This window comes from Diaphorobacter sp. B2A2W2 (assembly GCF_056730635.1).
Map to the genome: position 1 here is coordinate 473,257 of NZ_JBWZOR010000003.1, position 23,720 is coordinate 496,976.

A 23,720-nucleotide genomic window follows, 5' to 3' on the forward strand; every position below is an offset into this window, starting at 1 on the left:
TAAGTCATGAATGGCAAAAAAATGAGAAATCTATATAAAATCTTGTGCATCGCTACTATATTGTCTGTCGCAGGATGCGGCGGGGGCGGGGGCAGTTCGGGGACGTCCCCAGGGGGCGGTAACGGTGGCGCACAGAACGTCGCCAGTTTTGACTATCAAGTAGATAAAGCTGCGTTGACCAATTCGGGTTCCGATGACGCAACATTGACCATTACGGCTCTGGATTCAAAGAATAATCCCGTCAGTGACGCTGCCGTGAGCGTAACTGTAGACACCGGAATTTATACTCCGATTTCTTCCGCGACAGATTCGGCTGGTAAGGCGGCCGGTAAAATTTCAGTCGGTAGTAATAAATCTAACCGGAATATTGCCTACACTATGACTGTAGGTAATCAGAAAAAGTCGGGCGTCATTGCGGTAACAGGAAGTGCGATTGACGTGACAACCGTACCCTCTGCACCTCGTCCAGGCAGTGCGGTCACTGTGAGTGTCAAGGTGTCCGATGTGAATGGCACCGGCATTGCAAATACGCCAGTGGCACTGAGCGGCACGTTAGGTTTTTCCAATAGTTTGACAACTGATTCAAATGGTACGGCTACGGCTCGCATCGCCGCCGCCCCGTCAGCTGCTGGTATTTATTCTGTTGAGGCTACAGGCTCGGGTGTGGTGGCTCGTCGGGATGTACAGGTGGTGGGCGATTCCGGTGGAGTGCCAGACGCTGTGGGGGTGATTTCTGCCGCGAATCTGGCTATTACGCCAAACACTATCGCGCCGAATAATTCGGGAGCGAGCACGAATCGGGCGACGCTGCGTGCGGTGTTTCAAAATGCAGCCAATCAGGCGATAAAGAACGTGCGTGTCCGGTTTGAAATTGTTCCTCCGGTATTGGGGAGTGGGGAGCGCATCTCGACAGAAGACGCAGTGATTTATACCAATGAAAGTGGCATCGCTACAGCTGAATATATTTCGGGAACGCGTTCGAGTCCTACGAATGGTGTGCGTATTCGGGCATGTTATGGATATACTGATGCTGATATTGCGAACGGAGCCTGCCCGCAGGCCCTGATGGCGTCGATGACAGTTGCAAGTGCTCCCCTGTCTATCACTCTCGGTGAAAACAATGAACTGGAGAAGGGCGCCAATAATCTCACTTACATCAAAAAGTTTGATGTGGCCGTAGCGGATTCTGCAGGTAATGCTATTTCGGGAGCGACGATCTCTGCGAGCGTTGACCTCCGTCGCTATGGCAAAGGATCTTGGTCAGTTATCAAGGGTGGTGAAGGTAAGGACGATGAGTATTCGCGCGTGGTACTATGGTGTGCCAACGAGGATACTAATCGTAATGGCTTGCTGGATACGGGGGAAGACGTCGATGGTGACGGTCAACTGAAACCACGCAAGGCAGACATCATTATTTCTTACCTAGGCGGCCAGGTGACAGGTACCAATGGACGTGCAACACTGCAAGTTGAGTATCCGCAAAACGTCGGTAGCTGGATCGACTACGCAATTAAAGTGACTACTACTGTGGCGGGGTCCGAAGGCATGTTCGAAAAAGGCTACATTACTGATGTAGCAGAGGCTGACATGAAGAATGGATCTTTCTTGACGTCGCCATTTGGAACGTCCATGAGCTGCACGAATCCCAATTAAACAAGATTGACCGTCTATAGACCCAGCGGAGGAAAATTGACCTCCGCTGGGTTTTTTTCTTAAAGACTGAAGGTGTTGTACGTGGAAATCGTAACGATTGATCTTGGTGCCCGCAGCTATCCGATCGAAATTGGTGGGGGGGGGCTGTCCACGCTTGGGGAGCGAGCTGGCATTGGCCTTGCTCAAGCATTGATCGTTTCTAATACGACAGTCGGACCTTTATATGCGCCGAAGCTGCGAGCTGCGCTTACGCAGAGGCATTCCCACGTTCGCATATTGGAATTGCCGGACGGAGAGGAGTACAAGACTTGGAGTACTCTTCAGCTAATTTTCGATGAGTTGCTCAAACATGGCTGTGATCGCAAAACAGTGCTTTATGCTCTGGGCGGCGGCGTCATCGGCGACATGACCGGTTTCGCCGCGGCGTGCTACATGCGCGGCGTGCCCTTCGTGCAGGTGCCCACCACATTGCTGGCGCAAGTGGATTCGTCGGTGGGCGGCAAGACTGCCATCAACCATCCGCTGGGTAAGAACATGATCGGCGCGTTCTATCAGCCTCAGTTGGTGGTATGTGATCTGGATACGTTGGACACTTTGCCGGCGCGCGAGTTGGCGGCGGGCCTGGCTGAGGTGATCAAGTACGGGCCGATCGCAGACATGGAGTTGTTTGCCTGGCTCGAGGCCCACATGGACGCCCTCGTCGCGCGGGAGCGCGGCGCGCTGGCCCATGTGGTCAAGCGCAGCTGCGAGATCAAGGCGGCGGTGGTAGGCGCGGATGAACGCGAAGCCGGGCTGCGTGCCATTTTGAATTTCGGCCATACCTTTGGCCATGCCATCGAGGCGGGCATGGGCTACGGCGTGTGGCTGCATGGCGAAGGGGTTGCCGCAGGCATGGTGATGGCCGCGCATCTATCGCAGCGGCTGGGTTTGGTGGACGGCTCTTTCGTTGAACGCCTGACGCGCCTGATCGAGCGCGCCGGTCTGCCCACACGGGGGCCGGTGCTTGACGCGCAGGACAATGCGGGGCGCTATCTGGAACTCATGCGCGTGGACAAGAAGGCAGAAGGCGGTGAGATCCGCTTCGTGCTGATCGACGGACCCGGCAAAGCCATCATGCGCGCCGCGCCGGATGCGCTGGTGCGCGAAGTCATCGGCCAGTGCTGTGCGTCCTAATGTTTACTGTAAAAATAGTAGCTGATTGCGCTTGTCTGGTGGGCGTTATGGGGCTGTTTGGTGCTTGAGACGCATTTGGCGTCGTATGCCTGTCATTCGGCGTGCACTCAAGGCAGGCGCCATCCCGAGGCGCCGGCGCCTACGCGTACGGAATACCAGCGCGACCGCGACCGCATCGTGCATTCCACCGCGTTCCGGCGGCTGGTCTACAAGACCCAAGTATTCCTCAACCATGAGGGCGATCTGTTCCGTACGCGGCTCACGCATTCACTGGAGGTTGCGCAGTTGGGGCGCTCCATCGCGCGGTCGCTGAGGCTGAACGAGGACCTTGTCGAGGCCATTTGCCTGGCGCATGACCTGGGACATACGCCCTTCGGCCATGCAGGGCAGGATGCGCTCAACGAGTGCATGGCGGACCATGGAGGCTTCGAGCACAACCTGCAGAGCCTGCGTGTGGTGGACACGCTGGAAGACCGCTACCCCGCCTACGATGGCATCAACCTGACCTACGAGACGCGCGAGGGCATCCTCAAGCACTGCTCGCGGCGCAACGCCGAGCAATTGGAGGCGCGCGAACCCGGCGGTGTGGGGCGGCGTTTCCTCCTCGGCCAGCAGCCGAGCCTGGAGGCGCAGCTGTGCAACCTGGCCGATGAGATTGCCTACAACGCCCACGATATCGATGATGGTGTGCGCTCGGGCCTGATTACGCTGGAGCAGTTGCGCGACGTACCGCTGTTCGACCGCTACCGCGCGCAAGCGCAGAACGACTACCCGCATCTCGCGCAGTCCGAAGGGCGGCGCCGATTGCTGAGCGAGGCCATCCGCCGCATGCTCAGCGAGCAGGTGTACGACGTGATCGATGCCACGCGCGCAGCGCTGGCAGAGCATGCGCCCGCTGACGTGGAAGCGGTGCGCCGGCTGCCGGCCCTGGTCGGCTTCTCGCAGGCCATGCGCGCGCAGTCGCAGGTGCTCAAGCGGTTTCTGTTCCAGTCGCTGTACCGCCATCCCCAGGTCATGCAGACCACGGACCGTGCCCGTCAGGTGGTGCGCGACCTGTTCGCCATCTACCAGGCGGACCCGCGGCAAATGCCACCGGCGCAAGCCGGCTGGGCGTTGGATGGCGACGATGCACGCCGTGCGCGCACGGTGGCGGATTTCATCGCAGGCATGACGGACCGGTTCGCCGCCCGAGAGCACGAACGCTTGACCGGTCAGCGCTTGCTGGCCTGACGCGCCAGCCCCGGTCCGCCTGTGCGGCAGGGCAGAGACATACAATGCGAGCCCTCTTCAGACCACGCCTGCCATGACCACTAGCCCTATGCCCGACCAGCCCCGCGAGGATGCAGCCGCCTGCGATGACAACGTGGTGGTGGCGGACATGGTGCGCTGGCTCGAGCGTGCCGTCATCGGACTCAACCTGTGCCCGTTCGCCAAAAGCGTGCATGTGAAGGACCAGATCCACTACGTGGTGAGCCATGCCACGGATGCGCGTGAACTGTTGCAAGACCTGGCTGCCGAGTTGGAGGCGCTGGCCGAAGCCTCTCCCGAAAAGCGGGACACCACGCTGCTCATCGCGCCGCTGGCCATGCCGGACTTTCTGGATTTCAACGACTTCCTGGAGTTGGCCGACGAGCTCGTCGAATCCAAGGACCTGGCGGGCATCCTGCAGGTTGCGTCGTTCCACCCGCACTTCCAGTTCGAGGGCACCCTCGCTGACGATGTGACCAACTGCACCAACCGCGCGCCTTATCCCACGCTGCATTTGCTGCGCGAGGAAAGCATCGACCGCGCGGTGGAAGTGTTTCCCGAGGCGCAAGAGATCTTCGAGCGCAACATGGAATTGCTGGAGCGCCTGGGCGCGGCCGGATGGGCCGATCTGGACGTGGGGCCCCACTGGCCGGTGGGCGCGCCTGCAAAGGGTGCTCCGCAAGTATGAGCCGCTCTACCACCACCGGGCAGCCGCACCGCAGTGCGTGGGCCAAGTCGGGCACGCAGCAGACGGGCGCTGCCGACGCCGCGGTGCTGGCCGAACTGCGGCCGGGCCAATCCGTGGAGTTGCTCAAGGAACTGCACATCCTCACGCGCGAGGGACGGCTCAACCAGGACTCGCGCCGCAAGCTCAAGCAGGTCTATCACCTCTACCAGTTCATCGAGCCACTGCTCGCCGAGCTGTCCGCTGATGGCCACGCACCGCTGCTGGCCGACCATGGCGCGGGCAAGTCCTACCTGGGTTTCATTCTCTACGACCTGTTCTTCAAGCAGCTCGGCCGTGGCGAGATTTACGGTATCGAGTGGCGCGCGGAATTGGTGCAGCGTTCACGTGAATTGGCGCAGCGCTTGGGGTTCGCACGCATGCACTTCCTGGACATGGCGGTGGCGGATGCTGCGGGCGCGGCAGAGCTGCCCGAGCGCTTTGACATCGTGACCGCGCTGCATGCCTGCGACACGGCGACTGATGATGCGATTGCCTTCGGCCTGCGCAAGCAGGCGCGTGCCATGGTGCTGGTGCCCTGTTGCCAAGCCGAGGTGGCGGCCTGCCTGCGCGGCACCAAGGCGCTGAGCCTGTCGCGCACGCCGCTGGCCGAGTTGTGGCGCCACCCGATCCACACGCGCGAGATGGGCAGCCAGATCACCAATGTGTTGCGGTGCTTGCATTTGGAAGCCAGCGGCTACCAGGTCACGGTGACGGAGTTGGTGGGCTGGGAGCACAGCATGAAGAACGAGCTGATCCTGGCGCGCTACACCGGCCAGAAGAAGCGCAGCGCGCGCGAGCGGCTGGCGGCCATACTCGAAGAGTTCGGGTTGGCGCAGGCCCTGGGGTCGCGCTTCGGTCTGGATGACGCCGGGTCGGTGGCGGTATGAGCGATTTCAGCCTCTAGCGCCCGCCAATAAAGCGCTAGAAGCTATAGATTTAAGAGCAACTGAACGGTCCCAAGACGGTTTCATGGCCCGCCTTCCCCGCCTCGCCCTCGCTGGCTACCCGCACCACATCATCCAGCGCGGCAACAACCGCCAGCCGATCTTCCTGGATGCCGCGGACCGGGAGCTCATGTGGTCGTTGCTGGTCGAGCATGCGCGGCAGCAGCAGGTGGCGGTGCACGCCTATGTGCTCATGGACAACCATTTCCACCTGCTGGCCACGCCGCAGGAGGGCAAATCGCTGCCTCTGATGATGCAAGCCGTGGGGCGCAGCTATGTGCGGCGCTTCAACCAGCGCCATGGGCGTTCGGGCACGCTATGGGAGGGGCGCTACCGCAGCGCCGTATTGCAGGCGGAGCGCTATCTGCTGCCCTGCATGGCATATCTGGATCTCAACCCCGTGCGCGCGGGCCTGTGCGCCGCGGCGGCGGACTTCCGGTGGTCCAGCCACGGCCACTACATCGGCCTGCGCAGTGACCGTCTCATCACGCCGCATGCCCTCTACTGGGCCTTGGGCAACACCCCCTTTGCCCGCGACGCGGCCTATGCCGCACTCGTGCAGGCGGGAATTTCCGCCAGCGAACAGGCAGCACTGACGCAGTCGGGCCTGAACGGTTGGGCCCTGGGGGATGACGGGTTTGTGCAGGCTCTGCAACAGCTGACCCCCCGTCGGCTCACCCGAGCACGCGCGGGGCGTCCCGCTTCCGTGGTTCTACCCAAACCGTAATTGGCCTGCACTTCCTTTGTAATGACTGGTTTTCCTGCTCCTGAAATTGATATGTCCCCAATAAAAATGCACCAATAAAGTGCGCCAACTTTTCGGTATCTGACCCTAATTAAAGTGCTTGCGCCGCCATGTTGCGTTGCACTACGCTTGCGTTCCCTGCGAATCTTTGAGGAAGCGCGCCATGACCAAGGCTGCCGAAATCCAGCATCTGCAACAGCACGGCCTGTATGCATCCAGTAATGAACACGACGCCTGTGGCCTGGGCTTCGTGGCCCATATCAAGGGCGTGAAGCGGCACGACATCGTGACCGGCGCGCTCAAAATTCTGGAGAACCTGGACCACCGTGGCGCCGTGGGGGCCGACAAGCTCATGGGCGACGGCGCGGGCATCCTGATCCAGATTCCCGACCAGCTCTACCGCGAGGAAATGGCGCGTCAGGGCGTGGAGTTGCCCCCCGCCGGTGAATACGGCGTGGGCATGATCTTCCTGCCCAAAGAGCACGCCAGCCGCCTGGCCTGCGAGCAAGAGATGGAGCGCGCCATCAAGGCCGAGGGCCAGGTGCTGCTGGGCTGGCGCGACGTGCCCGTGAATCTGGACATGCCGATGTCGCCCACCGTGCGCGAGAAGGAGCCCATCCTGCGCCAGGTATTCATCGGCCGCGGCTCCGACGTGATCGTGCAGGACGCGCTGGAGCGCAAGCTCTACGTGATCCGCAAGACGGCCAGCGCCGCCATCCAGGGCCTGAAGCTCAAGCACAGCAAAGAATATTACGTGCCTAGCATGAGCAGCCGCACCGTGGTCTACAAGGGCCTGCTGCTGGCCGATCAGGTGGGCGTGTACTACAAGGACCTGGCCGACGAGCGCTGCGTCTCCGCCATCGGCCTGGTACACCAGCGCTTTTCCACCAACACCTTCCCCGAGTGGCCGCTGGCCCACCCCTATCGCTATGTGGCGCACAACGGCGAGATCAACACCGTGCGCGGCAACTACAACTGGATGCTGGCGCGCGAAGGCGTGATGGCCTCGCCCGTGCTGGGCGAAGACCTGAAGAAGCTGTATCCCATCAGCTTTGCCGGCCAGTCCGACACCGCCACCTTCGACAACTGCCTGGAACTGCTGACCATGGCCGGCTACCCCATCAGCCAGGCCGTGATGATGATGATCCCCGAGCCCTGGGAGCAGCACGAGTCCATGGACGAGCGCCGCCGCGCGTTCTATGAGTACCACGCCGCGATGATCGAGCCGTGGGACGGCCCGGCCTCCATCGTGTTCACCGATGGCCGCCAGATCGGCGCCACGTTGGACCGCAACGGCCTGCGCCCCTCGCGCTACGTGGTGACCGACGACGATCTGGTGATCCTGGCCTCCGAAGCCGGCGTGCTGCCCGTGCCGGACGGCAAGATCGTGCGCAAATGGCGCCTCCAGCCCGGCAAGATGTTGTTGATCGACCTGGAGCAGGGCCGCCTGATCGAGGACGACGAGCTCAAGGCCAACATCGTCAACACCAAGCCCTACAAGCAGTGGATCGAGAACCTGCGCATCAAGCTCGATGACGTGAAGGTGGGCGAATCGGCCGTGCAGCCGGCCGCGTCCGCGCTGCCGCTGCTGGAGCGCCAGCAGGCCTTCGGCTTCACGCAGGAGGACATCAAGTTCCTGCTCGCCCCCATGGCGAAGAACGGCGAGGAGGGCGTGGGCTCCATGGGCAACGACAGTCCGCTCGCCGTGCTGTCGGACAAGAACAAGCCGCTGTACAACTACTTCCGCCAGATGTTCGCGCAGGTGACCAACCCGCCGATCGATCCGATCCGCGAGGCCATCGTGATGAGCCTGGTGTCCTTCGTGGGCCCCAAGCCCAACCTGCTGGACATCAACCAGGTGAACCCGCCGATGCGCCTGGAGCTGCACCAGCCCATCCTCGACTTCGAGGGCATGGCCAAGCTGCGCCAGATCGAGCAGCACACACACGGCAAGTTCAAGAGCGCCACCATCGACATCACCTACCCGCTGGCCTGGGGCAAGCAGGGCGTGGAGGCCAAGCTGGCCTCGCTGTGCGCGCAGGCCGTCGATGAGATCAAGGGCGGCGCCAACATCCTCATCATCAGCGACCGCAACCTGAGCGCTACGCAGGTGGCGATCCCTGCGCTGCTGGCGCTGTCGGCCATCCACCAGCATCTGGTGCGCGAGGGCCTGCGCACCACGGCCGGCCTGGTGGTGGAGACCGGCACGGCGCGCGAAGTGCACCACTTCGCGGTGCTCGCCGGCTACGGCGCCGAGGCGGTGCACCCCTACCTGGCGCTGGAGACGCTGGTGGACATGCACCAGGAGCTCAGCGGCGATCTGTCTGCCGACAAGGCCATCTACAACTACGTCAAGGCGGTGGGCAAAGGTCTGTCCAAGATCATGTCCAAGATGGGCGTGTCCACCTACATGAGCTACTGCGGCGCGCAGCTGTTCGAAGCCGTCGGCCTGAACAGCGACACGGTGCAGAAGTACTTCACAGGCACGGCCAGCCGCGTGGAAGGCATCGGCGTGTTCGAGATCGCCGAGGAAGCCATCCGCACCCACCTGGCCGCGTTCAGCGACGACCCGGTGCTGGAGACCATGCTGGACGCTGGCGGCGAATATGCCTGGCGTGCGCGCGGCGAGGAGCACATGTGGACGCCCGACGCCATCGCCAAGCTGCAGCACTCCACGCGTGCGAACAACTTCAGTACGTACAAGGAATACGCGCAGATCATCAATGACCAGGCCAAGCGCCACATGACGCTGCGCGGCCTGTTCGAGTTCAAATTCGATCCGGCCAAGGCGATCCCGGTGGAAGAGGTCGAACCCGCCAAGGACATCGTCAAGCGCTTCGCCACCGGTGCCATGTCGCTGGGCTCCATCTCCACCGAGGCGCATGCCACGCTGGCCGTGGCCATGAACCGCATTGGCGGCAAGAGCAACACTGGCGAGGGCGGCGAGGACCCCAAGCGCTACCGCAACGAGCTCAAAGGCATTCCGATCCAGCAAGGCGAGACGCTGTCGTCCATCATCGGCAGCGACAAGGTGCAGGCCGACATCCCTCTGCTGGATGGCGACTCGCTGCGCTCCAAGATCAAGCAGGTGGCATCGGGCCGCTTCGGCGTGACGGCGGAGTACCTGGCCTCGTCCGACCAGATCCAGATCAAGATGGCCCAGGGCGCCAAGCCCGGCGAGGGTGGCCAGCTGCCCGGCGGCAAGGTGTCCGACTACATCGGCGCGCTGCGCCACAGCGTGCCGGGCGTGGGCCTCATCAGCCCGCCGCCGCACCACGACATCTACTCCATCGAAGACCTGGCGCAGCTCATCCACGACCTGAAGAACGTGGCGCCGCATGCCGACATCTCGGTCAAGCTGGTGTCCGAAGTCGGCGTGGGCACCATCGCGGCCGGCGTGGCCAAGTGCAAGAGCGACCACGTGGTGATCGCCGGGCACGACGGCGGCACGGGCGCATCGCCCTGGTCGTCCATCAAGCACGCGGGCAGCCCTTGGGAGATCGGCCTGGCCGAAACCCAGCAGACCCTGGTGCTCAACCGCCTGCGCGGCCGCATTCGCGTGCAGGCCGACGGCCAGATGAAGACCGGCCGCGACGTGGTCATCGGTGCGCTGCTGGGCGCCGACGAGTTCGGCTTCGCCACCGCGCCGCTGGTGGTCGAGGGCTGCATCATGATGCGCAAGTGCCACCTGAACACCTGCCCGGTGGGCGTGGCCACGCAGGACCCGGCGCTGCGCGCCAAGTTCTCGGGCAAGCCCGAGCACGTGGTGAACTACTTCTTCTTCATCGCCGAAGAAGTGCGCCAGATCATGGCCCAGCTGGGTGTGCGCAGCTTCAACGAGCTGATCGGCCGCACCGACCTGCTGGACACCCGCAAGGGCATCGAACACTGGAAGGCCCAGGGCCTGGATTTCTCGCGCCTGTTCGCGCAGCCGCTCGTGGGCCCGGAAGTGGCGCGCTACCACGTCGAGTCGCAGGACCATGCGCTGGAGAAGTCGCTGGACGTGAAGCTCATCGAGCGCTGCAAGCCCGCCATCGAGCGCGGCGAGAGCGTGCGCATCATGGAGGTGGCCAAGAACGTCAACCGCTCGGTGGGCGCCATGCTGTCGGGCGCGGTGACCAAGGTGCATCCCGAAGGGCTGCCGGACGACACCGTGCGTATCCACTTCGAGGGCACGGGCGGCCAGTCCTTCGGCGCGTTCCTGTGCAAGGGCGTCACGCTGAACCTGACGGGCGAGGCCAACGACTACACCGGCAAGGGCCTGTCGGGCGGCCGCGTGATCGTGCGCCCCAGCCATGAGTTCCGCGGCGAGGCCGTGGGCAACACCATCGTCGGCAACACCGTGATGTTCGGCGCCACCAGCGGCGAGGCGTTCTTCGCCGGCGTGGCGGGCGAGCGCTTCGCGGTGCGCCTGTCGGGCGCCACGGCGGTGGTCGAGGGCGTGGGCGACCACGGCTGCGAGTACATGACCGGCGGCACCGTGGTGGTGCTGGGCAAGACGGGCCGCAACTTCGCGGCGGGCATGAGCGGCGGCATTGCCTACGTCTACGACGAGGACGGCAAGTTCGACTCGCGTTGCAACCTCTCCATGGTGACGCTGGAGCGCATCCTGCCGGGCGAGGAGCAGGCGGTCCACATGGGCCGCGGCATCTGGCACCGCGACCAGACGGACGAGGCCCTGCTCAAGAAGCTGCTGGAGGACCACAGCCGCTGGACGGGTAGCAAGCGCGCCCGCGAGATCCTGGACAACTGGGCCGCGTCGCGCAGCAAATTCGTCAAGGTCTTCCCGACCGAGTACAAGCGTGCCCTGTCGGAAATCTATGAAAGAAAAGTGCTGGAAGAGCAGGCTACACCTGCGGTAGCAGCTCCTAAAACAGAAGCGGTAGCCGCCAAGTAACCCGCGCGGGCGGGGCCTGGGGCCCCGCTGCGGCAGCATGCACAAAGACAGGACACCACGATCATGGGCAAGACCACAGGTTTCATGGAATACGAGCGCATCGAGGAGGGCTACGCGCCCGCCGTCGAGCGTGTGAAGCACTACAAGGAGTTCGTTATCGGCCTGGACGCCGAGCAGGCCAAGACCCAGGGCGCGCGCTGCATGGACTGCGGCACGCCGTTCTGCAACAACGGCTGCCCGGTGAACAACATCATCCCGGACTTCAACGACCTCGTTTACCACCAGGACTGGAAGAGCGCCATCACGGTGCTGCACAGCACCAACAACTTCCCCGAGTTCACCGGCCGTATCTGCCCCGCACCCTGCGAGGCCGCCTGCACGCTGAACATCAACGATGACGCGGTGGGCATCAAGAGCATCGAGCACGCCATCATCGACCGCGCCTGGGAGCACGGCTGGGTGCAGCCGCAGCCGGCTGCCCGCAAGACGGGCAAGAAAGTGGCCGTGGTGGGCGCCGGCCCGGCGGGCCTGGCGGCCGCGCAGCAACTGGCGCGCGCCGGGCATGACGTCACGCTGTTCGAGAAGAACGACCGCGTGGGCGGCCTGCTGCGCTACGGCATCCCCGACTTCAAGCTGGACAAGGCGCACATCGACCGCCGCGTGGAGCAACTGGTGGCCGAGGGCGTGACGATCCGTACCGGCGTCTTCATCGGCGCGGCCAAGGACGGGCTGGGCAAAGGCAGCAAGGTCACCAACTGGTCCAAGGAAACCATCACGCCTGAGCAGCTGCGCAAGGACTTCGACGCCGTGCTACTGACGGGGGGCGCCGAGCAGTCGCGCGACCTGCCCGTGCCGGGGCGCGAACTGGACGGCATTCACTTCGCGATGGAGTTCCTGCCGCAGCAGAACAAGGTCAACGCGGGCGACAAGCTCAAGGGCCAGATCCGCGCGGACGGCAAGCACGTCATCGTCATCGGCGGCGGCGACACGGGCAGCGACTGTGTGGGCACCAGCAACCGCCATGGCGCGGCCAGCGTCACGCAGTTCGAGCTGATGCCCATGCCGCCAAGCCAAGAGAACAAGCCCCTGGTGTGGCCCTACTGGCCGTACAAGCTGCGCACCAGCTCCAGCCACGAGGAGGGCTGCGAGCGCGCGTTCGCCATCGCCACCAAGGAGTTCATCGGCGACGGCAAGAAGGTCACGGGCCTCAAAACCGTGCAGGTGGAGTTCAAGGATGGCAAGTTCATCGAGGTCCCCGGCACCGAGAAGGAATACCAGGCCGACCTGGTGCTGCTGGCCATGGGTTTCGTGAGCCCGGTGGCTGCCGTGCTGGACGCCTTCGGAGTGGACAAGGATGCGCGGGGCAATGCCCAGGCCACGACGGACTTCACCGGCGGCTATGCGACCAGCGCGCCCAAGGTGTTCGCCGCCGGCGACATGCGCCGCGGCCAGTCGCTGGTGGTCTGGGCCATCCGCGAAGGCCGCCAGGCCGCGCGTGCGGTGGATGAATTCCTGATGGGGGAAAGCAGTCTGCCGCGCTGAGGCGGGAATCCCTCGCCATTGGGCAATTACAGAAGGCGGTCGCAGCCGCAGTCTGCTTACCCGTCTACCCGCACAACGGCGCCCTGGGGCGCCGTTGTGCTTATTTTTTGATAGCTGCTTGCGCTTGCTGGACGGGCACTGCGGCAGTTATTGGCATCAAATCCCCTGTTCCAGCGCTGCGAGTGGGCGCAGTCTCCGCATCGGTGGGACAATTCAGGGTTTGCCCGGCCATGGGCTTGCTGCGCGACCTTCCTGGTCGGGCGGCGTGCCCGGGCCGTTTGTTCGTTCCGACTGTTCTTTTCAAGAATCGCTACACCATGAAGAAGTTTGCCGCCGTTGCCCTGCTGACCCTGGGCGCCGTGCTGGTGGGTTGCTCCAAGCAGGAACCCGCCGCCCCCGCAGCCGCGCCTGCACCCGCCCCGGCCGCCGTCACGAAGATCGTCGTGGGCCTGGACGACAACTTCCCGCCCATGGGCTTCCGCGACGAGAAGAACGAGCTGGTGGGCTTTGACATCGACATGGCCAAGGAAGCCGCCAAGCGCCTGGGCGTGGAGGTGGAGTTCAAGCCCATCGACTGGAGCGCCAAGGAAGCCGAGCTGTCCGGCAAGCGCGTGGATGCGCTGTGGAACGGCCTGACCATCACCGAGGAGCGCAAGCAGAACATCCTGTTCACCGCGCCCTACATGGAGAACCACCAGATCATCGTGGTGCCCGCAGGCTCCGCCATCAAGGCCAAGGCCGATCTGGCCGGCAAGGTCGTCGGTGCGCAGGAAGGCTCCAGCGCCGTGGACGCCATCAAAAAGGAAGAGGCTGTCTTCAAGTCGTTCAAGGAACTCAAGACCTTCGGCGACAACGTGACCGCCCTGATGGATCTGACCACCGGCCGCCTGGAAGCCGTGGTGGTGGACGAAGTGGTGGGCCGCTACTACGTGGCCAAGAAGCCTGACCAGTACGCCGTGCTGGACGATAACTTTGGCACCGAAGAGTACGGCGTGGGCGTGCGCAAGGACGACACTGAACTGCACGGCAAGCTGGACAAGGCGCTGGCCGACATGAAGCAGGACGGCAGCGCCGCCAAGATTGCCGAGCAGTGGTTCGGCAAGAACATCATCAAGTAAGCAAGACCCTTCGCGCTTCTTCTCCCGCAAGGGGCGCGACCCCGGCACCGGCCGCCTTGGAACAGGGCGGCCGGTGTTGTTTCGTCGAGGCCGCAAGCCGCGACAATGCCGGGAACGCGGCGCCGCAGCTGTGCTGGCGCCGCACGCTGAGGCTCCGTATGGACTACGTTCTTTCCCTTCTGGGGCCGCTGGCGCAAGGCGCCGCGGTCACCCTGAAGCTGTTTGCGATCACGCTGGTACTGGCCGTGCCCCTGGGGCTGGTGCTGGCCCTGGCGCGCGTGTCGCGCTTTGCGCCCCTGTCGGCGGCGGTCAATGGCTACATCTGGCTCATGCGCGGCACGCCGCTCATGCTGCAGATGCTGTTCATCTACTTCGCGCTGCCCTTCGTGCCGGTGATCGGCGTGCGCCTGCCGGACTTCCCTGCCGCCGTGGCAGCCTTCGCGCTGAACTACGCGGCCTATTTCGCCGAGATCTTCCGCGCCGGCATCCAGTCGGTGGACCGCGGCCAGTACGAGGCCGCCAAGGTGCTGGGCATGAGCTACGGCCAGACCATGCGCCGCATCGTGCTGCCGCAGATGGTGCGCAGCATCCTGCCGCCCATGAGCAATGAGACCATCACCCTGGTCAAGGACACGTCCCTCATCTACGTGCTGGCCCTGAACGACCTGCTGCGCGCCGCGCGCGGCATCGTGCAGCGCGACTTCACGACCACGCCCTTCATCGTTGCCGCCGCCTTCTATCTCGTCATGACCCTGGTGCTTACCTGGGGCTTCCAGCGCCTGGAGAAACGCTATGCCAAGTTTGACCAGTGACGCCACGCAGATGATTGAGGCGCGCGACGTGCGCAAGGCCTTCGGCCATGTGCAGGTGTTGCGCGGCGTGTCGCTGTCGGTGCACCGCGGTGAGGTGGTGGCGGTGATCGGCCCCTCGGGCTCCGGCAAGAGCACCTTTCTGCGCTGCCTGAACCACCTGGAAACCATCGACAGCGGCCACATCGCCATCGAAGGCGAAACCCTGGCCACGACCGATGCACAGGGGCGCTGCGCCTACGTGTCTGATGCCGAGGTGCGCCGCATCGGCGCCAAGACCGGCATGGTGTTCCAGCATTTCAACCTGTTCCCACACCTCACGGTGCTGGAGAACCTCATCGAGGCGCCCATGGTGGTGCAGGGCCTGGCGCGCGATGCGGCCATCGCCCGCGCCGAGACGCTGCTGGACAAGGTGGGCTTGGCGCAGAAGCGGGACAACTATCCCTCGCGCCTGTCGGGCGGCCAGAAGCAACGCGTGGCGATCGCGCGTGCGCTGTGCATGGAGCCCGACATCATGCTGTTCGACGAGCCCACCTCGGCGCTGGACCCCGAACTCACGGGCGAGGTGCTGCGCACCATGCGCGAGCTGGCCGAGGAGCGCATGACCATGCTAGTCGTCACGCACGAGATGGGTTTTGCGCGCGAGGTGGCGAATACCGTGGCCTTCATGGACCAGGGTGAACTCATCGCGGCGCGTCCGGCCGAGGAGTTCTTTGCCGATCCCGGGCATGAGCGGGCGCGGGCGTTCTTGCAGCACATGCTTTGAAGGTCTAGCGCCGAATTGGGCTCTAGCGGTGATGGGATAAGCGCTGGAAGCTATGTTTTTGGTAGCTAATGGGATTCTGTGTCGCTGGCGGGGACGGCCTCGGCCAGCGACATCCAACCGTGCGCAGGGGCTTAAAAAAAATAGCTGCTAGCGCTCGCCCAGCAAGCGCTGGGCGGCGATTGGGCTAGACATCACGCGGCAGCGGACACCACCACCTCCGGCAACTCCGCTGGGTCCCGCACCTCTTCCAGCACATCCCCGCTGTGCAGCGGCAGCGCAGGCCGATCCAGCAGCGCACGCACGAAGTTCGGCTGGGCCAGCAGCGCCTGGTGCATGGCTCCGTTGTACAGCTGCAGGTCGCGCAGGCCGCGCGCGGCGATGCGTGCGTCCACTTCGTCGGCGCTGAGCCGGGCGGGGTCGGTGCTGTCCGATGCCATGCCCATGCACCACAACGTGCCGTACAGCGGCACGTACTGCAGATAGGGGCGGAAGATGGGAAACACCGCGCGCACCGAGGCGGCGATGCGCCCCAGGCTCTCGGGCAGGTGCACGGGCGAGCCCAGGTGCAGCGAAAGCACGCCGCCCGGGTTCAGCGCGCGGCGGCAGGCGGCGTAGAACTCCACGGTGTACAGCTCGACGGCGGGGCCGAAGGGGTCGGTCAGGTCCAGGACGATCTGGTCGAAGCGCTCTTCGGTCTGGCCGATGAAGGCGCGTGCGTCGCCCAGGCGCACCTCCAGGCGCGGGTCGTCGAAGGCGCCACGGTGGATCTGGCCCAGCCAATCGCGGGCCATGGCAATCACCTCGCCATCCAGCTCGGCCAGCACCACCTGCTCGATGCCGGGCAGCTTCAGCAGCTCCTCGGCGGCGCCGCCGTCCCCCCCGCCCACGACCAGCGCACGGCGCACGCCGGGGTGGGCGATGGCCGGCAGGTGCACCATCGGCTCGTGGTAGAAGAATTCGTCGCGCTCGCTGGTCATGAAGCAGCCGTCGATGCGCATCACGCGGCCGAACTGCGGGTTGTCGAAGACCTCGATGTGCTGCCAGGCCGACTGGCGTTCGGCCAGTAGGCGGCGGTCGCTGAGGTAAAAGCCGAAGTCGGCGTTCAGGCGCTCGGCCACGTAGCGCGTGGCCTGCGCGGTGAGGGCGCCGCTCATCAGGCGCGGTCGACGCGGTGCAGGTGCGGATCGGCCGGGTTGAAGGCGGCCTGCAGGTCGTCGAAGAGCTTCTGCGCCTTGGGGCGGTTGTTTTCGGTGTAGTTGCACACATACACGTCCAGCGTGACGTAGCCCGCCTCGGGCCAGGTGTGGATGGACAGGTGCGACTCGGCCAACACCACCACGCCGGTGACGCCGCCGCCTTCGCCAAAGCTGTGGAACAGGCTGCCCACGGTGGTCAACCCGGCGGCGGCCACGCGCTCCTTGCAGAACGATTCCAGATGCGCGGCGTCCAACATCAGGCGGCTGTCGCAGAGACAGCCATACAGGTCGCCGATCAGGTGCAGGCCCGTGGCCTGGCGCTGGGGGACGGGAGCCGGGATGGGGACGACGGACTGGAGATTCTTCATTATCTGGAGCCTTTTCTCTTTCTGCGGGGGTGGCAGGAAACGGCGCCGCGGTCGGACGCCGTCCGCCGGGTACCGACCAGCACGCTGCCGGGAGGCAGACGCGCAACGGAAGAAAAGGGAATGTCGCAGGCACATTGCCGCGCCTTCGTTCCGTTGTGCGTCGGTGACGCCCATGCAGCAACGCTGACAAGCAATCCGCCCGGAGGGTCGGGCGGGACATTTCTTAAGAACCGGCGAGTATAGCCAAACGTCATATGCAAACCACAGGTTTTAATGGGAGGCGCAGCCGAGCAGAGGGGTTTCCCCTATGATGTCGGGTTCGCCTCGCGCTCTGTCGTAGAGCTGGGCGTATCTGCATACACCATGTCCTCCCCACTTTCATCGCCGGGCGACGCCCTCGTGGAACTGCGCAACGTCACCTTCGGGTACGGCGAGCGGGTGATCCTGCGCGACCTGTCGCTGGCCGTGCCGCGTGGCAAGGTCACGGCGCTGATGGGTGCTTCGGGCGGGGGCAAGACGACGGTGCTGCGCCTCATTGGCGGCCAGCAGCGCGCCCAGCAGGGCGAGGTGCTGGTGGGCGGCCAGGACGTAGGGCGCATGGATACCGCACAGTTGTATGCCGCGCGCCGACGCATGGGCATGCTGTTCCAGTTCGGCGCATTGTTCACCGACATGAGCGTGTACGAGAACGTGGCCTTTCCGCTGCGCGAGCACACCGATCTGCCCGAGGACCTGATCCGCGACATCGTGCTCATGAAGCTGCATGCCGTGGGCTTGCGGGGAGCGCGGGACTTGATGCCCAGCCAGATCTCCGGCGGCATGGCGCGGCGGGTTGCCCTGGCACGGGCCATTGCCCTGGACCCCGAGCTCATCATGTACGACGAGCCGTTCGCCGGGCTTGACCCGATCTCGCTGGGTACTGCGGCGCAACTCATCCGCCAACTCAACGATGCCATGGGGCTGACCACCATCGTCGTCTCGCACGATCTGGAAGAGACCTTCCGCTTGGCGGACCACGTCATCATCCTGGGGCCCGGCACGGTGGCCGCCCAGGGCACGCCCGAAGAGGTGCGCGCCAGCACGGATCCGCTGGTGCACCAGTTCGTGCACGCGCTGCCTACCGGGCCGGTGCCGTTCCATTACCCCGGCCCCAGCGTGGCCGACGATTTCGGCCCCTTGCGCTCGCCCAGCGTGGACGCCCACGCCAGCGGAGGTACCCCATGAGCTGGTGGCGTCCCACGCACGTAGGCTACGCCGTGCGCACGAAGCTGGCCGATGTGGGCATGGGCGCGCGCCTGTTCGCGCGGCTGCTGGGGCTGTTCGGCGACGTGATGCGCCGCCCTGGCCTGGTGCGTGACCAGGTGCACTTCCTGGGCAACTATTCGCTGTCCATCATCGCCATGTCGGGCCTGTTTGTGGGCTTCGTGCTTGCGCTGCAGGGCTACAACGTGCTGCAGCTCTATGGCTCGGCCAACTCACTGGGCCTGGTGGTCACGTTGGGCCTGGTGCGCGAGCTGGGGCCGGTGGTCACGGCGCTGCTGTTTGCCGGACGCGCGGGCACGTCGCTCACGGCCGAGATCGGTTTGATGCGCGCCGGCGAACAGCTGTCGGCCATGGAGATGATGGCCGTGGACCCGGTGCGCCGCATCCTGGCGCCGCGCTTTTGGGGGGGCGTGATCGCCATGCCGCTGCTGGCACTGGTGTTCAACGCGGTGGGTGTGATCGGTGGCTGGCTGGTCGGCGTGGTGCTCATCGGCGTGGACGGCGGGGCGTTCTGGGGCCAGATGCAAAGCGGTGTCGACGTCTGGAAGGACGTGGGCAACGGCATCGTCAAGAGCCTCGCGTTCGGCGTGGCCGTCACCTTCATCGCGGTGCTGCAGGGCTTCGTGGCCAAGCCGACGCCGGAAGGCGTCTCGCGCGCCACCACGCGCACGGTGGTGATGGCGTCGCTGTCCGTGCTGGGGCTGGACTTCGTCCTCACCGCCTTGATGTTCAGTATCTGACGGCGACCATGCGTCTGTCTTGAGGAAATTCACCATGCAGCATTCCAAAAACGATTTCTGGGTGGGGCTGTTCGTCCTGCTGGGCGGAGCGGCGCTGGTCTTCCTGGCCCTGCAGTCGGCCAACCTGTTGAACCTGAACTTCCGCTCGGGCTATACCGTGACGGCGCGTTTCGACAACATCGGCGGGCTCAAGCCCAAGGCCGCGGTGCGCAGCGCCGGCGTGGTGGTGGGGCGCGTGCAGTCCATCGGCTTCGACGACACGACCTACCAGGCGCGCGTGACACTGGAGTTGGAAAAGCGCTATGTGTTCCCCAAGGACAGTTCGCTCAAGATCCTGACCAGCGGCCTGTTGGGCGACCAGTACATCGGCATCGAGCCGGGAGCCGACGAGAACAATCTGGCCGAGGGCGACATGGTGACCGCCACCCAATCCGCGGTAGTGCTGGAAAACCTGATCGGCCAGTTCCTGTATGGCAAGGCCGAAGAAGGTGCTTCGTCCAATGGAGGTACCAAGAAATGACAAATCAACCTCGCTTCACGGGCTGGACTGCCCGCTGGGCGGCGCTGTTGCTCGGCGCGGCCCTCATGAGCGGCTGCGCCACGGGCCCCAACGCCAACCCCGCAGATCCGTTCGAACCCTTCAACCGCGGCGTGCATTCGTTCAACGACAGTGTGGACAAGGCGGTGCTCAAACCCGTCGCCACCGTTTACCGCGACGTGACGCCGCAGCCGGTGCGTACGGGCGTGAGCAACTTCTTTGGCAACCTGGGCGATGCCTGGTCGTTCGTCAACAACCTGCTGCAGTTCCGCGGGCTGGAGGCTTACGAGAGCCTCGTGCGCTTCGCCACCAACACCTTCTTCGGGCTGGGCGGCGTACTGGACATTGCCAGCGAGGCAGGCATCGAGCGGCACAAGCAGGACTTTGGCCTGACGCTGGGCCGCTGGGGCGTGCCCACGGGGCCGTATCTCGTGCTGCCGCTGCTGGGGCCGTCCACCGTGCGCGACACGGCCGCTTTGCCGGTAGACAGTTGGGGCAACCCGCTGGGCCAGCTCGACCCGGTGGAGGTCCGCAATTCCCTGTACGGCCTGCGCCTTGTCGATCAGCGCGCTAGCCTGCTGCGCGCGGGCTCGGTGCTGGATACGGCGGCCCTGGACCCCTACAGCTTCACGCGCGACGTGTACCTCAAGGTGCGTAGTGGCGTGTCAGGCGCACGCGACGAGGGCGCCTATGAGGAAAACGGGGGCAAGCTGCCCGACGACGAGTACTGAAAACCCGCAAAGGCCGGCCTGACAAGCACTCGGGCCCCTGGCTGACAGGCGCGGTTGCAGTTGCTTGCATCCCTGCACGGCGGCGACGCATGTGCAGCGCGGGGCGCCCTCCACAATCTACCCAACGAAACCATACATGGCAGCGCACGGCGTGGCGCTGCACGCAAGGAGCCTCACCATGATGAACCGCCGTACCCTGATCCATGCCGCCGCCGCGATGGCGGTGGCCACGTGGGTGGCTGTGCCCCAGGCCGCGCTGGCGGCCGACGAGGCACCGGATGCCCTCGTCAAGCGCCTCTCGGTCGATGTGCTGGAGACGCTGCGCAAAGACAAATCCATCAAGGCCGGCGACGTGGACCGCATCATGGCGCTGGTGGACAAGACCATCCTGCCCCACGTGAACTTCCGCCGCATGACGGCAGCGTCCGTCGGGCCGGGCTGGCGCAAGGCTACGCCGGAGCAGCAGGCGCGCCTGCAGGACGAGTTCAAGACACTGCTGGTGCGCACTTACGCGGGCGCGCTCAGCCAGGTCACGGACCAGAGCATCGTTGTGAAGCCGCTGCGCGCAGCCGCCGAAGACAAGGACGTGCTCGTGCGCACCGAAATCCGCGGCCGGGGCGACCCGATACAACTGGACTACCGCCTGGAGAAGACGCCGGGCGAGGGTGCGGGCTGGAAAATCTACAACCTCAACGTTCTGGGTGTGTGGCTGGTGGAAACCTACCGCAGCCAGTTCGCGCAGGAGATCAACGCCAAGGGCGTAGATGGCCTGATCGAGGCGCTGGTGGCGCGCAACAAGGCCAACGCCGCCTCCAGCGCCAAGTAACCAGAACAGAAAGAAGCGAAAGGCCTGTGCATGCTGGTGCTGCCCGCTGAACTCACCCACCGCCACGCTGGCGCCACCCTGCGCATGCTGCTGCAAGGGCTCAAGGCCCAGGACGAATCGCTGGTGGTGGTGGATGCCGGTGCGCTGACGGCCTTCGACTCCTCCGCACTCGCGGTGCTGCTGGAGTGTCGCCGCGCAGCGGTGTTCGAGAACCGGGGTTTCGTGGTCAAGGCCCTGCCGCCGGCGCTGTCCAGCCTGGCGGGGCTGTACGGGGTGCAGGAACTGCTGCCCGCCCTGTAGCGGCGGCCTGCGGGGCTGCCCACACATGCGGGTTGCCTGCCGGCCAAACCCCTGCGGACACGCGCGCAAGAGCCCCCCTTTAGAATGCCGCTCTTCCATGCCCGCCGTCTCCTTCCAATCCATTTCCAAGAGCTTTTCCACTCCCCGAGGGCCTTTCCAGGCGCTGCAGGATGTCAGTCTGGACATCGAGGAGGGCGAGTTCTTCGGCCTGCTGGGCCCCAACGGCGCCGGCAAGACCACGCTGATCAGCATCCTCGCCGGGCTGGCGCGCGCCACCAGCGGCCGCGTCAGCGTGCTGGGCCATGACGTGCAAACCCAGTTTGCCGACGCGCGCAGGCTGTTGGGCGTGGTGCCTCAGGAACTGGTGTTCGACCCGTTCTTCAACGTGCGCGAGACGCTGCGCATCCAGTCCGGCTACTTCGGCGTGAAGAACAACGACGCCTGGATCGATGAGCTGCTGGAAAACCTGGGGCTGGCCGACAAGGCCACGGCCAACATGCGCCAGCTCTCGGGCGGCATGAAGCGCCGCGTGCTCGTGGCCCAGGCGCTGGTGCACAAACCGCCCATCATCGTGCTGGACGAGCCTACGGCCGGTGTGGACGTGGAACTGCGCCAGACGCTGTGGCAGTTTGTGGCGCGCCTCAACAAGCAGGGCCACACGGTGCTGCTGACCACCCATTACCTTGAAGAGGCCGAGGCGCTGTGCACGCGGCTGGCCATGCTCAAGCGCGGGCGCGTCGTGGCCTTGGCGCGCACGTCCGAGCTGCTGCAGGCGGCCTCCACCAACGTCCTGCGGTTCAAGACCGACGATACGCTGCCGGCCGACCTGGCAGCGCTGGCGCGCGTGACCGGCCGCGTGGCCCAGTTGCCCGCGCAGGACGCGCAGGAGATCGAGCAGTTGCTGGCCCGGCTGCGCGCCGCCGGCGTGCGCGTGGAGGATGTGGAGATCCGCAAGGCCGACCTGGAGGATGTGTTCCTCAACGTCATGGCGGCCGAGCAGGAGGAGCACGCATGATCGGCTGGCAGACCCTGTTCTACAAGGAAGTGCTGCGCTTTTGGAAGGTGGGCTTCCAGACCGTGGCGGCGCCGGTGCTCACGGCGGTGCTGTACCTGCTGATCTTCGGCCATGTGCTCGAAGACCATGTCAAGGTCTATGACCGGCTGAGCTACACCGCCTTCCTGGTGCCCGGCCTGGTGATGATGAGCGTGCTGCAGAACGCCTTTGCCAACAGCTCGTCCAGCCTGATCCAGAGCAAGATCATGGGCAGTCTGGTGTTCGTGCTGCTCACGCCGCTGTCGCACCGTGCCTGGTTCGCGGCCTACGTGGGCTCGTCCATGGTGCGCGGCCTGGTGGTGGGCCTGGGTGTGTTCATCGTCACGCTGGCGTTCGCCACGCCGCAGTTCGCCGCGCCGCTGTGGATTCTTGCGTTCGCACTGCTGGGCGCGGCGCTGCTGGCCACGCTGGGGGTCATCGCGGGGCTGTGGGCCGACAAGTTCGACCAGATGGCGGCATTCCAGAACTTCATCATCGTGCCCATGACCTTCCTGTCGGGCGTGTTCTATTCGGTGCAATCGCTGCCGCCGTTCTGGCAGGGCGCAAGCCACCTGAACCCGTTCTTCTACATGATCGACGGCTTCCGCTACGGCTTCTTCGGCGTGAGCGACGTCTCCCCCTGGCTCAGCCTGGGCGTCGTCGGCCTGGCATGGGCGCTGGTCAGCCTGCTGGCGCTGCACCTGCTGCGCACGGGCTACAAAATCAGGAACTGACATGACTGCAGACCAACTCAAGGACATCATCAGCGCGGGCATGGCCTGCGACCACATCACGCTGGAAGGCGACGGTCGCCACTGGTACGCCACCATCGTGTCGCCCGAGTTCGAGGGCAAGCGCTCCATCCAGCGCCACCAGCGTGTCTACGCCACACTGGGCGCACGCATGCAGTCGGACGAGGTGCATGCGTTGTCCATGAGGACCTTTACCCCCGCCGAGTGGGCGCAGGCCCAGGCGGGCGACTGATACGGCCCCGTCCTTCGCAAGATGGCCGTGCGGCCGGGACCGTGCCCCGGCGCGGGGGCGGCACGGGCGTCATGCCCCGGTCCTCGCCGGTGGATGGGCGCATACACCGTCGCGCGGCG

21 protein-coding genes and 1 pseudogene are annotated in these 23,720 nt (G+C 64.8%); 20 read left to right on the forward strand and 2 right to left on the reverse strand.

Annotated elements, in window-relative coordinates:
• Window positions 1–6 precede the first annotated feature (6 nt).
• The 11 genes from AC1PPL_RS08340 (at window position 7) to AC1PPL_RS08390 (ending at window position 15,622) form a co-directional block, all read left to right on the forward strand.
• Entirely contained in the window at window positions 7–1,653 is a 1,647-nt protein-coding gene (locus AC1PPL_RS08340) for an Ig-like domain-containing protein (RefSeq protein WP_123675032.1), read from the forward strand.
• Between the two features lie 81 nt (window positions 1,654–1,734).
• Entirely contained in the window at window positions 1,735–2,826 is a 1,092-nt protein-coding gene (aroB, locus tag AC1PPL_RS08345; RefSeq protein ID WP_479973056.1) for a 3-dehydroquinate synthase, read from the forward strand.
• 57 nt (window positions 2,827–2,883) lie between these two features.
• A complete protein-coding gene (locus AC1PPL_RS08350; protein WP_370633096.1) occupies window positions 2,884–4,056 on the forward strand; it encodes a deoxyguanosinetriphosphate triphosphohydrolase in 1,173 nt (390 codons plus the stop codon).
• A 73-nt stretch (window positions 4,057–4,129) separates the two neighbouring features.
• Window positions 4,130–4,762 (forward strand): DUF1415 domain-containing protein, encoded by a 633-nt coding sequence (locus tag AC1PPL_RS08355; RefSeq protein ID WP_479973057.1) that lies wholly within the window; start codon window positions 4,130–4,132, stop codon window positions 4,760–4,762.
• On the forward strand, window positions 4,759–5,688 hold the full coding sequence (locus AC1PPL_RS08360) for a class I SAM-dependent methyltransferase (protein WP_479973058.1): 930 nt from the start codon (window positions 4,759–4,761) through the stop codon (window positions 5,686–5,688). The genes AC1PPL_RS08355 and AC1PPL_RS08360 overlap by 4 nt, the downstream gene beginning before the upstream one ends.
• Before the next feature lie 82 nt (window positions 5,689–5,770).
• A complete protein-coding gene (locus tag AC1PPL_RS08365; protein WP_312128926.1) occupies window positions 5,771–6,472 on the forward strand; it encodes a transposase in 702 nt (233 codons plus the stop codon).
• 181 nt (window positions 6,473–6,653) lie between these two features.
• The gene (locus AC1PPL_RS08370) at window positions 6,654–11,387 is read left to right on the forward strand and encodes a glutamate synthase-related protein (RefSeq protein WP_479973059.1); all 4,734 of its coding nucleotides are present in this window, start codon (window positions 6,654–6,656) and stop codon (window positions 11,385–11,387) included.
• 63 nt (window positions 11,388–11,450) lie between these two features.
• On the forward strand, window positions 11,451–12,929 hold the full coding sequence (locus tag AC1PPL_RS08375) for a glutamate synthase subunit beta (RefSeq protein WP_479973060.1): 1,479 nt from the start codon (window positions 11,451–11,453) through the stop codon (window positions 12,927–12,929).
• A 317-nt stretch (window positions 12,930–13,246) separates the two neighbouring features.
• On the forward strand, window positions 13,247–14,047 hold the full coding sequence (locus tag AC1PPL_RS08380) for an amino acid ABC transporter substrate-binding protein (RefSeq protein ID WP_041835888.1): 801 nt from the start codon (window positions 13,247–13,249) through the stop codon (window positions 14,045–14,047).
• 158 nt (window positions 14,048–14,205) lie between these two features.
• Window positions 14,206–14,859, forward strand: a complete 654-nt coding sequence (locus AC1PPL_RS08385; protein ID WP_012655708.1) for an amino acid ABC transporter permease — start codon at window positions 14,206–14,208, stop codon at window positions 14,857–14,859.
• The gene (locus AC1PPL_RS08390) at window positions 14,840–15,622 is read left to right on the forward strand and encodes an amino acid ABC transporter ATP-binding protein (RefSeq protein ID WP_479973061.1); all 783 of its coding nucleotides are present in this window, start codon (window positions 14,840–14,842) and stop codon (window positions 15,620–15,622) included. Before AC1PPL_RS08385 ends, AC1PPL_RS08390 begins: the two co-directional genes overlap by 20 nt.
• A gap of 191 nt (window positions 15,623–15,813) precedes the next feature.
• On the opposite strand, the gene speE is transcribed toward AC1PPL_RS08390, so the two are convergent.
• Complete coding sequence (gene speE, locus AC1PPL_RS08395; RefSeq protein WP_479973062.1) at window positions 15,814–16,776, reverse strand: polyamine aminopropyltransferase; 963 nt, start codon at window positions 16,774–16,776, stop codon at window positions 15,814–15,816.
• The gene (speD, locus tag AC1PPL_RS08400; protein WP_011804197.1) at window positions 16,776–17,186 is read right to left on the reverse strand and encodes an adenosylmethionine decarboxylase; all 411 of its coding nucleotides are present in this window, start codon (window positions 17,184–17,186) and stop codon (window positions 16,776–16,778) included. Before speD ends, speE begins: the two co-directional genes overlap by 1 nt.
• Before the next feature lie 363 nt (window positions 17,187–17,549).
• On the opposite strand from speD, the gene AC1PPL_RS08405 reads away from it, so the two are divergent.
• The 9 genes and pseudogenes from AC1PPL_RS08405 to AC1PPL_RS08445 all read left to right on the forward strand — a co-directional run bounded on the left by AC1PPL_RS08405 (window position 17,550) and on the right by AC1PPL_RS08445 (window position 23,601).
• Window positions 17,550–18,410: an ABC transporter ATP-binding protein gene (locus AC1PPL_RS08405; protein ID WP_012655710.1), complete on the forward strand. Its 861-nt coding sequence runs from the start codon at window positions 17,550–17,552 to the stop codon at window positions 18,408–18,410.
• Window positions 18,407–19,189: a lipid asymmetry maintenance ABC transporter permease subunit MlaE gene (gene mlaE, locus AC1PPL_RS08410; RefSeq protein WP_011804199.1), complete on the forward strand. Its 783-nt coding sequence runs from the start codon at window positions 18,407–18,409 to the stop codon at window positions 19,187–19,189. The genes AC1PPL_RS08405 and mlaE overlap by 4 nt, the downstream gene beginning before the upstream one ends.
• A 34-nt stretch (window positions 19,190–19,223) precedes the next feature.
• Window positions 19,224–19,709 carry an outer membrane lipid asymmetry maintenance protein MlaD gene (gene mlaD, locus AC1PPL_RS08415; protein ID WP_012655711.1) on the forward strand — a complete coding sequence of 162 codons (486 nt, stop codon included), beginning with the start codon at window positions 19,224–19,226 and terminating at the stop codon, window positions 19,707–19,709.
• Entirely contained in the window at window positions 19,706–20,458 is a 753-nt protein-coding gene (locus AC1PPL_RS08420; protein WP_479973063.1) for an MlaA family lipoprotein, read from the forward strand. Before mlaD ends, AC1PPL_RS08420 begins: the two co-directional genes overlap by 4 nt.
• Before the next feature lie 178 nt (window positions 20,459–20,636).
• On the forward strand, window positions 20,637–21,284 hold the full coding sequence (locus tag AC1PPL_RS08425) for an MlaC/ttg2D family ABC transporter substrate-binding protein (RefSeq protein ID WP_012655713.1): 648 nt from the start codon (window positions 20,637–20,639) through the stop codon (window positions 21,282–21,284).
• Between the two features lie 18 nt (window positions 21,285–21,302).
• A pseudogene (locus AC1PPL_RS08430) lies at window positions 21,303–21,584 on the forward strand (STAS domain-containing protein); the annotation flags it as partial.
• A 97-nt stretch (window positions 21,585–21,681) separates the two neighbouring features.
• Window positions 21,682–22,599, forward strand: coding sequence for an ABC transporter ATP-binding protein (locus AC1PPL_RS08435; protein WP_103737812.1), 918 nt, complete (start codon window positions 21,682–21,684; stop codon window positions 22,597–22,599).
• Window positions 22,596–23,351: an ABC transporter permease gene (locus AC1PPL_RS08440; protein ID WP_012655715.1), complete on the forward strand. Its 756-nt coding sequence runs from the start codon at window positions 22,596–22,598 to the stop codon at window positions 23,349–23,351. Before AC1PPL_RS08435 ends, AC1PPL_RS08440 begins: the two co-directional genes overlap by 4 nt.
• A gap of 1 nt (window position 23,352) precedes the next feature.
• The gene (locus tag AC1PPL_RS08445) at window positions 23,353–23,601 is read left to right on the forward strand and encodes a BolA family protein (RefSeq protein ID WP_479973064.1); all 249 of its coding nucleotides are present in this window, start codon (window positions 23,353–23,355) and stop codon (window positions 23,599–23,601) included.
• The last annotated feature ends 119 nt before the right edge of the window (window positions 23,602–23,720 follow it).

Excerpts from the sequence above, each read along its gene's own strand:
- AC1PPL_RS08445 (WP_479973064.1), top strand. The coding sequence starts at position 23,353 with ATGACTGCAGACCAACTCAAGGACATCATCAGCGCGGGCATGGCCTGC.
- AC1PPL_RS08340 (WP_123675032.1), top strand. The coding sequence starts at position 7 with ATGAATGGCAAAAAAATGAGAAATCTATATAAAATCTTGTGCATCGCT.
- speE (WP_479973062.1), bottom strand. The coding sequence starts at position 16,776 with ATGAGCGGCGCCCTCACCGCGCAGGCCACGCGCTACGTGGCCGAGCGC.
- AC1PPL_RS08375 (WP_479973060.1), top strand. The coding sequence starts at position 11,451 with ATGGGCAAGACCACAGGTTTCATGGAATACGAGCGCATCGAGGAGGGC.
- AC1PPL_RS08425 (WP_012655713.1), top strand. The coding sequence starts at position 20,637 with ATGATGAACCGCCGTACCCTGATCCATGCCGCCGCCGCGATGGCGGTG.
- AC1PPL_RS08380 (WP_041835888.1), top strand. The coding sequence starts at position 13,247 with ATGAAGAAGTTTGCCGCCGTTGCCCTGCTGACCCTGGGCGCCGTGCTG.
- AC1PPL_RS08435 (WP_103737812.1), top strand. The coding sequence starts at position 21,682 with ATGCCCGCCGTCTCCTTCCAATCCATTTCCAAGAGCTTTTCCACTCCC.
- AC1PPL_RS08360 (WP_479973058.1), top strand. The coding sequence starts at position 4,759 with ATGAGCCGCTCTACCACCACCGGGCAGCCGCACCGCAGTGCGTGGGCC.
- AC1PPL_RS08440 (WP_012655715.1), top strand. The coding sequence starts at position 22,596 with ATGATCGGCTGGCAGACCCTGTTCTACAAGGAAGTGCTGCGCTTTTGG.
- AC1PPL_RS08385 (WP_012655708.1), top strand. The coding sequence starts at position 14,206 with ATGGACTACGTTCTTTCCCTTCTGGGGCCGCTGGCGCAAGGCGCCGCG.
- AC1PPL_RS08365 (WP_312128926.1), top strand. The coding sequence starts at position 5,771 with ATGGCCCGCCTTCCCCGCCTCGCCCTCGCTGGCTACCCGCACCACATC.
- AC1PPL_RS08405 (WP_012655710.1), top strand. The coding sequence starts at position 17,550 with ATGTCCTCCCCACTTTCATCGCCGGGCGACGCCCTCGTGGAACTGCGC.
- mlaD (WP_012655711.1), top strand. The coding sequence starts at position 19,224 with ATGCAGCATTCCAAAAACGATTTCTGGGTGGGGCTGTTCGTCCTGCTG.
- mlaE (WP_011804199.1), top strand. The coding sequence starts at position 18,407 with ATGAGCTGGTGGCGTCCCACGCACGTAGGCTACGCCGTGCGCACGAAG.
- AC1PPL_RS08355 (WP_479973057.1), top strand. The coding sequence starts at position 4,130 with ATGACCACTAGCCCTATGCCCGACCAGCCCCGCGAGGATGCAGCCGCC.
- speD (WP_011804197.1), bottom strand. The coding sequence starts at position 17,186 with ATGAAGAATCTCCAGTCCGTCGTCCCCATCCCGGCTCCCGTCCCCCAG.
- AC1PPL_RS08370 (WP_479973059.1), top strand. The coding sequence starts at position 6,654 with ATGACCAAGGCTGCCGAAATCCAGCATCTGCAACAGCACGGCCTGTAT.
- AC1PPL_RS08390 (WP_479973061.1), top strand. The coding sequence starts at position 14,840 with ATGCCAAGTTTGACCAGTGACGCCACGCAGATGATTGAGGCGCGCGAC.
- AC1PPL_RS08420 (WP_479973063.1), top strand. The coding sequence starts at position 19,706 with ATGACAAATCAACCTCGCTTCACGGGCTGGACTGCCCGCTGGGCGGCG.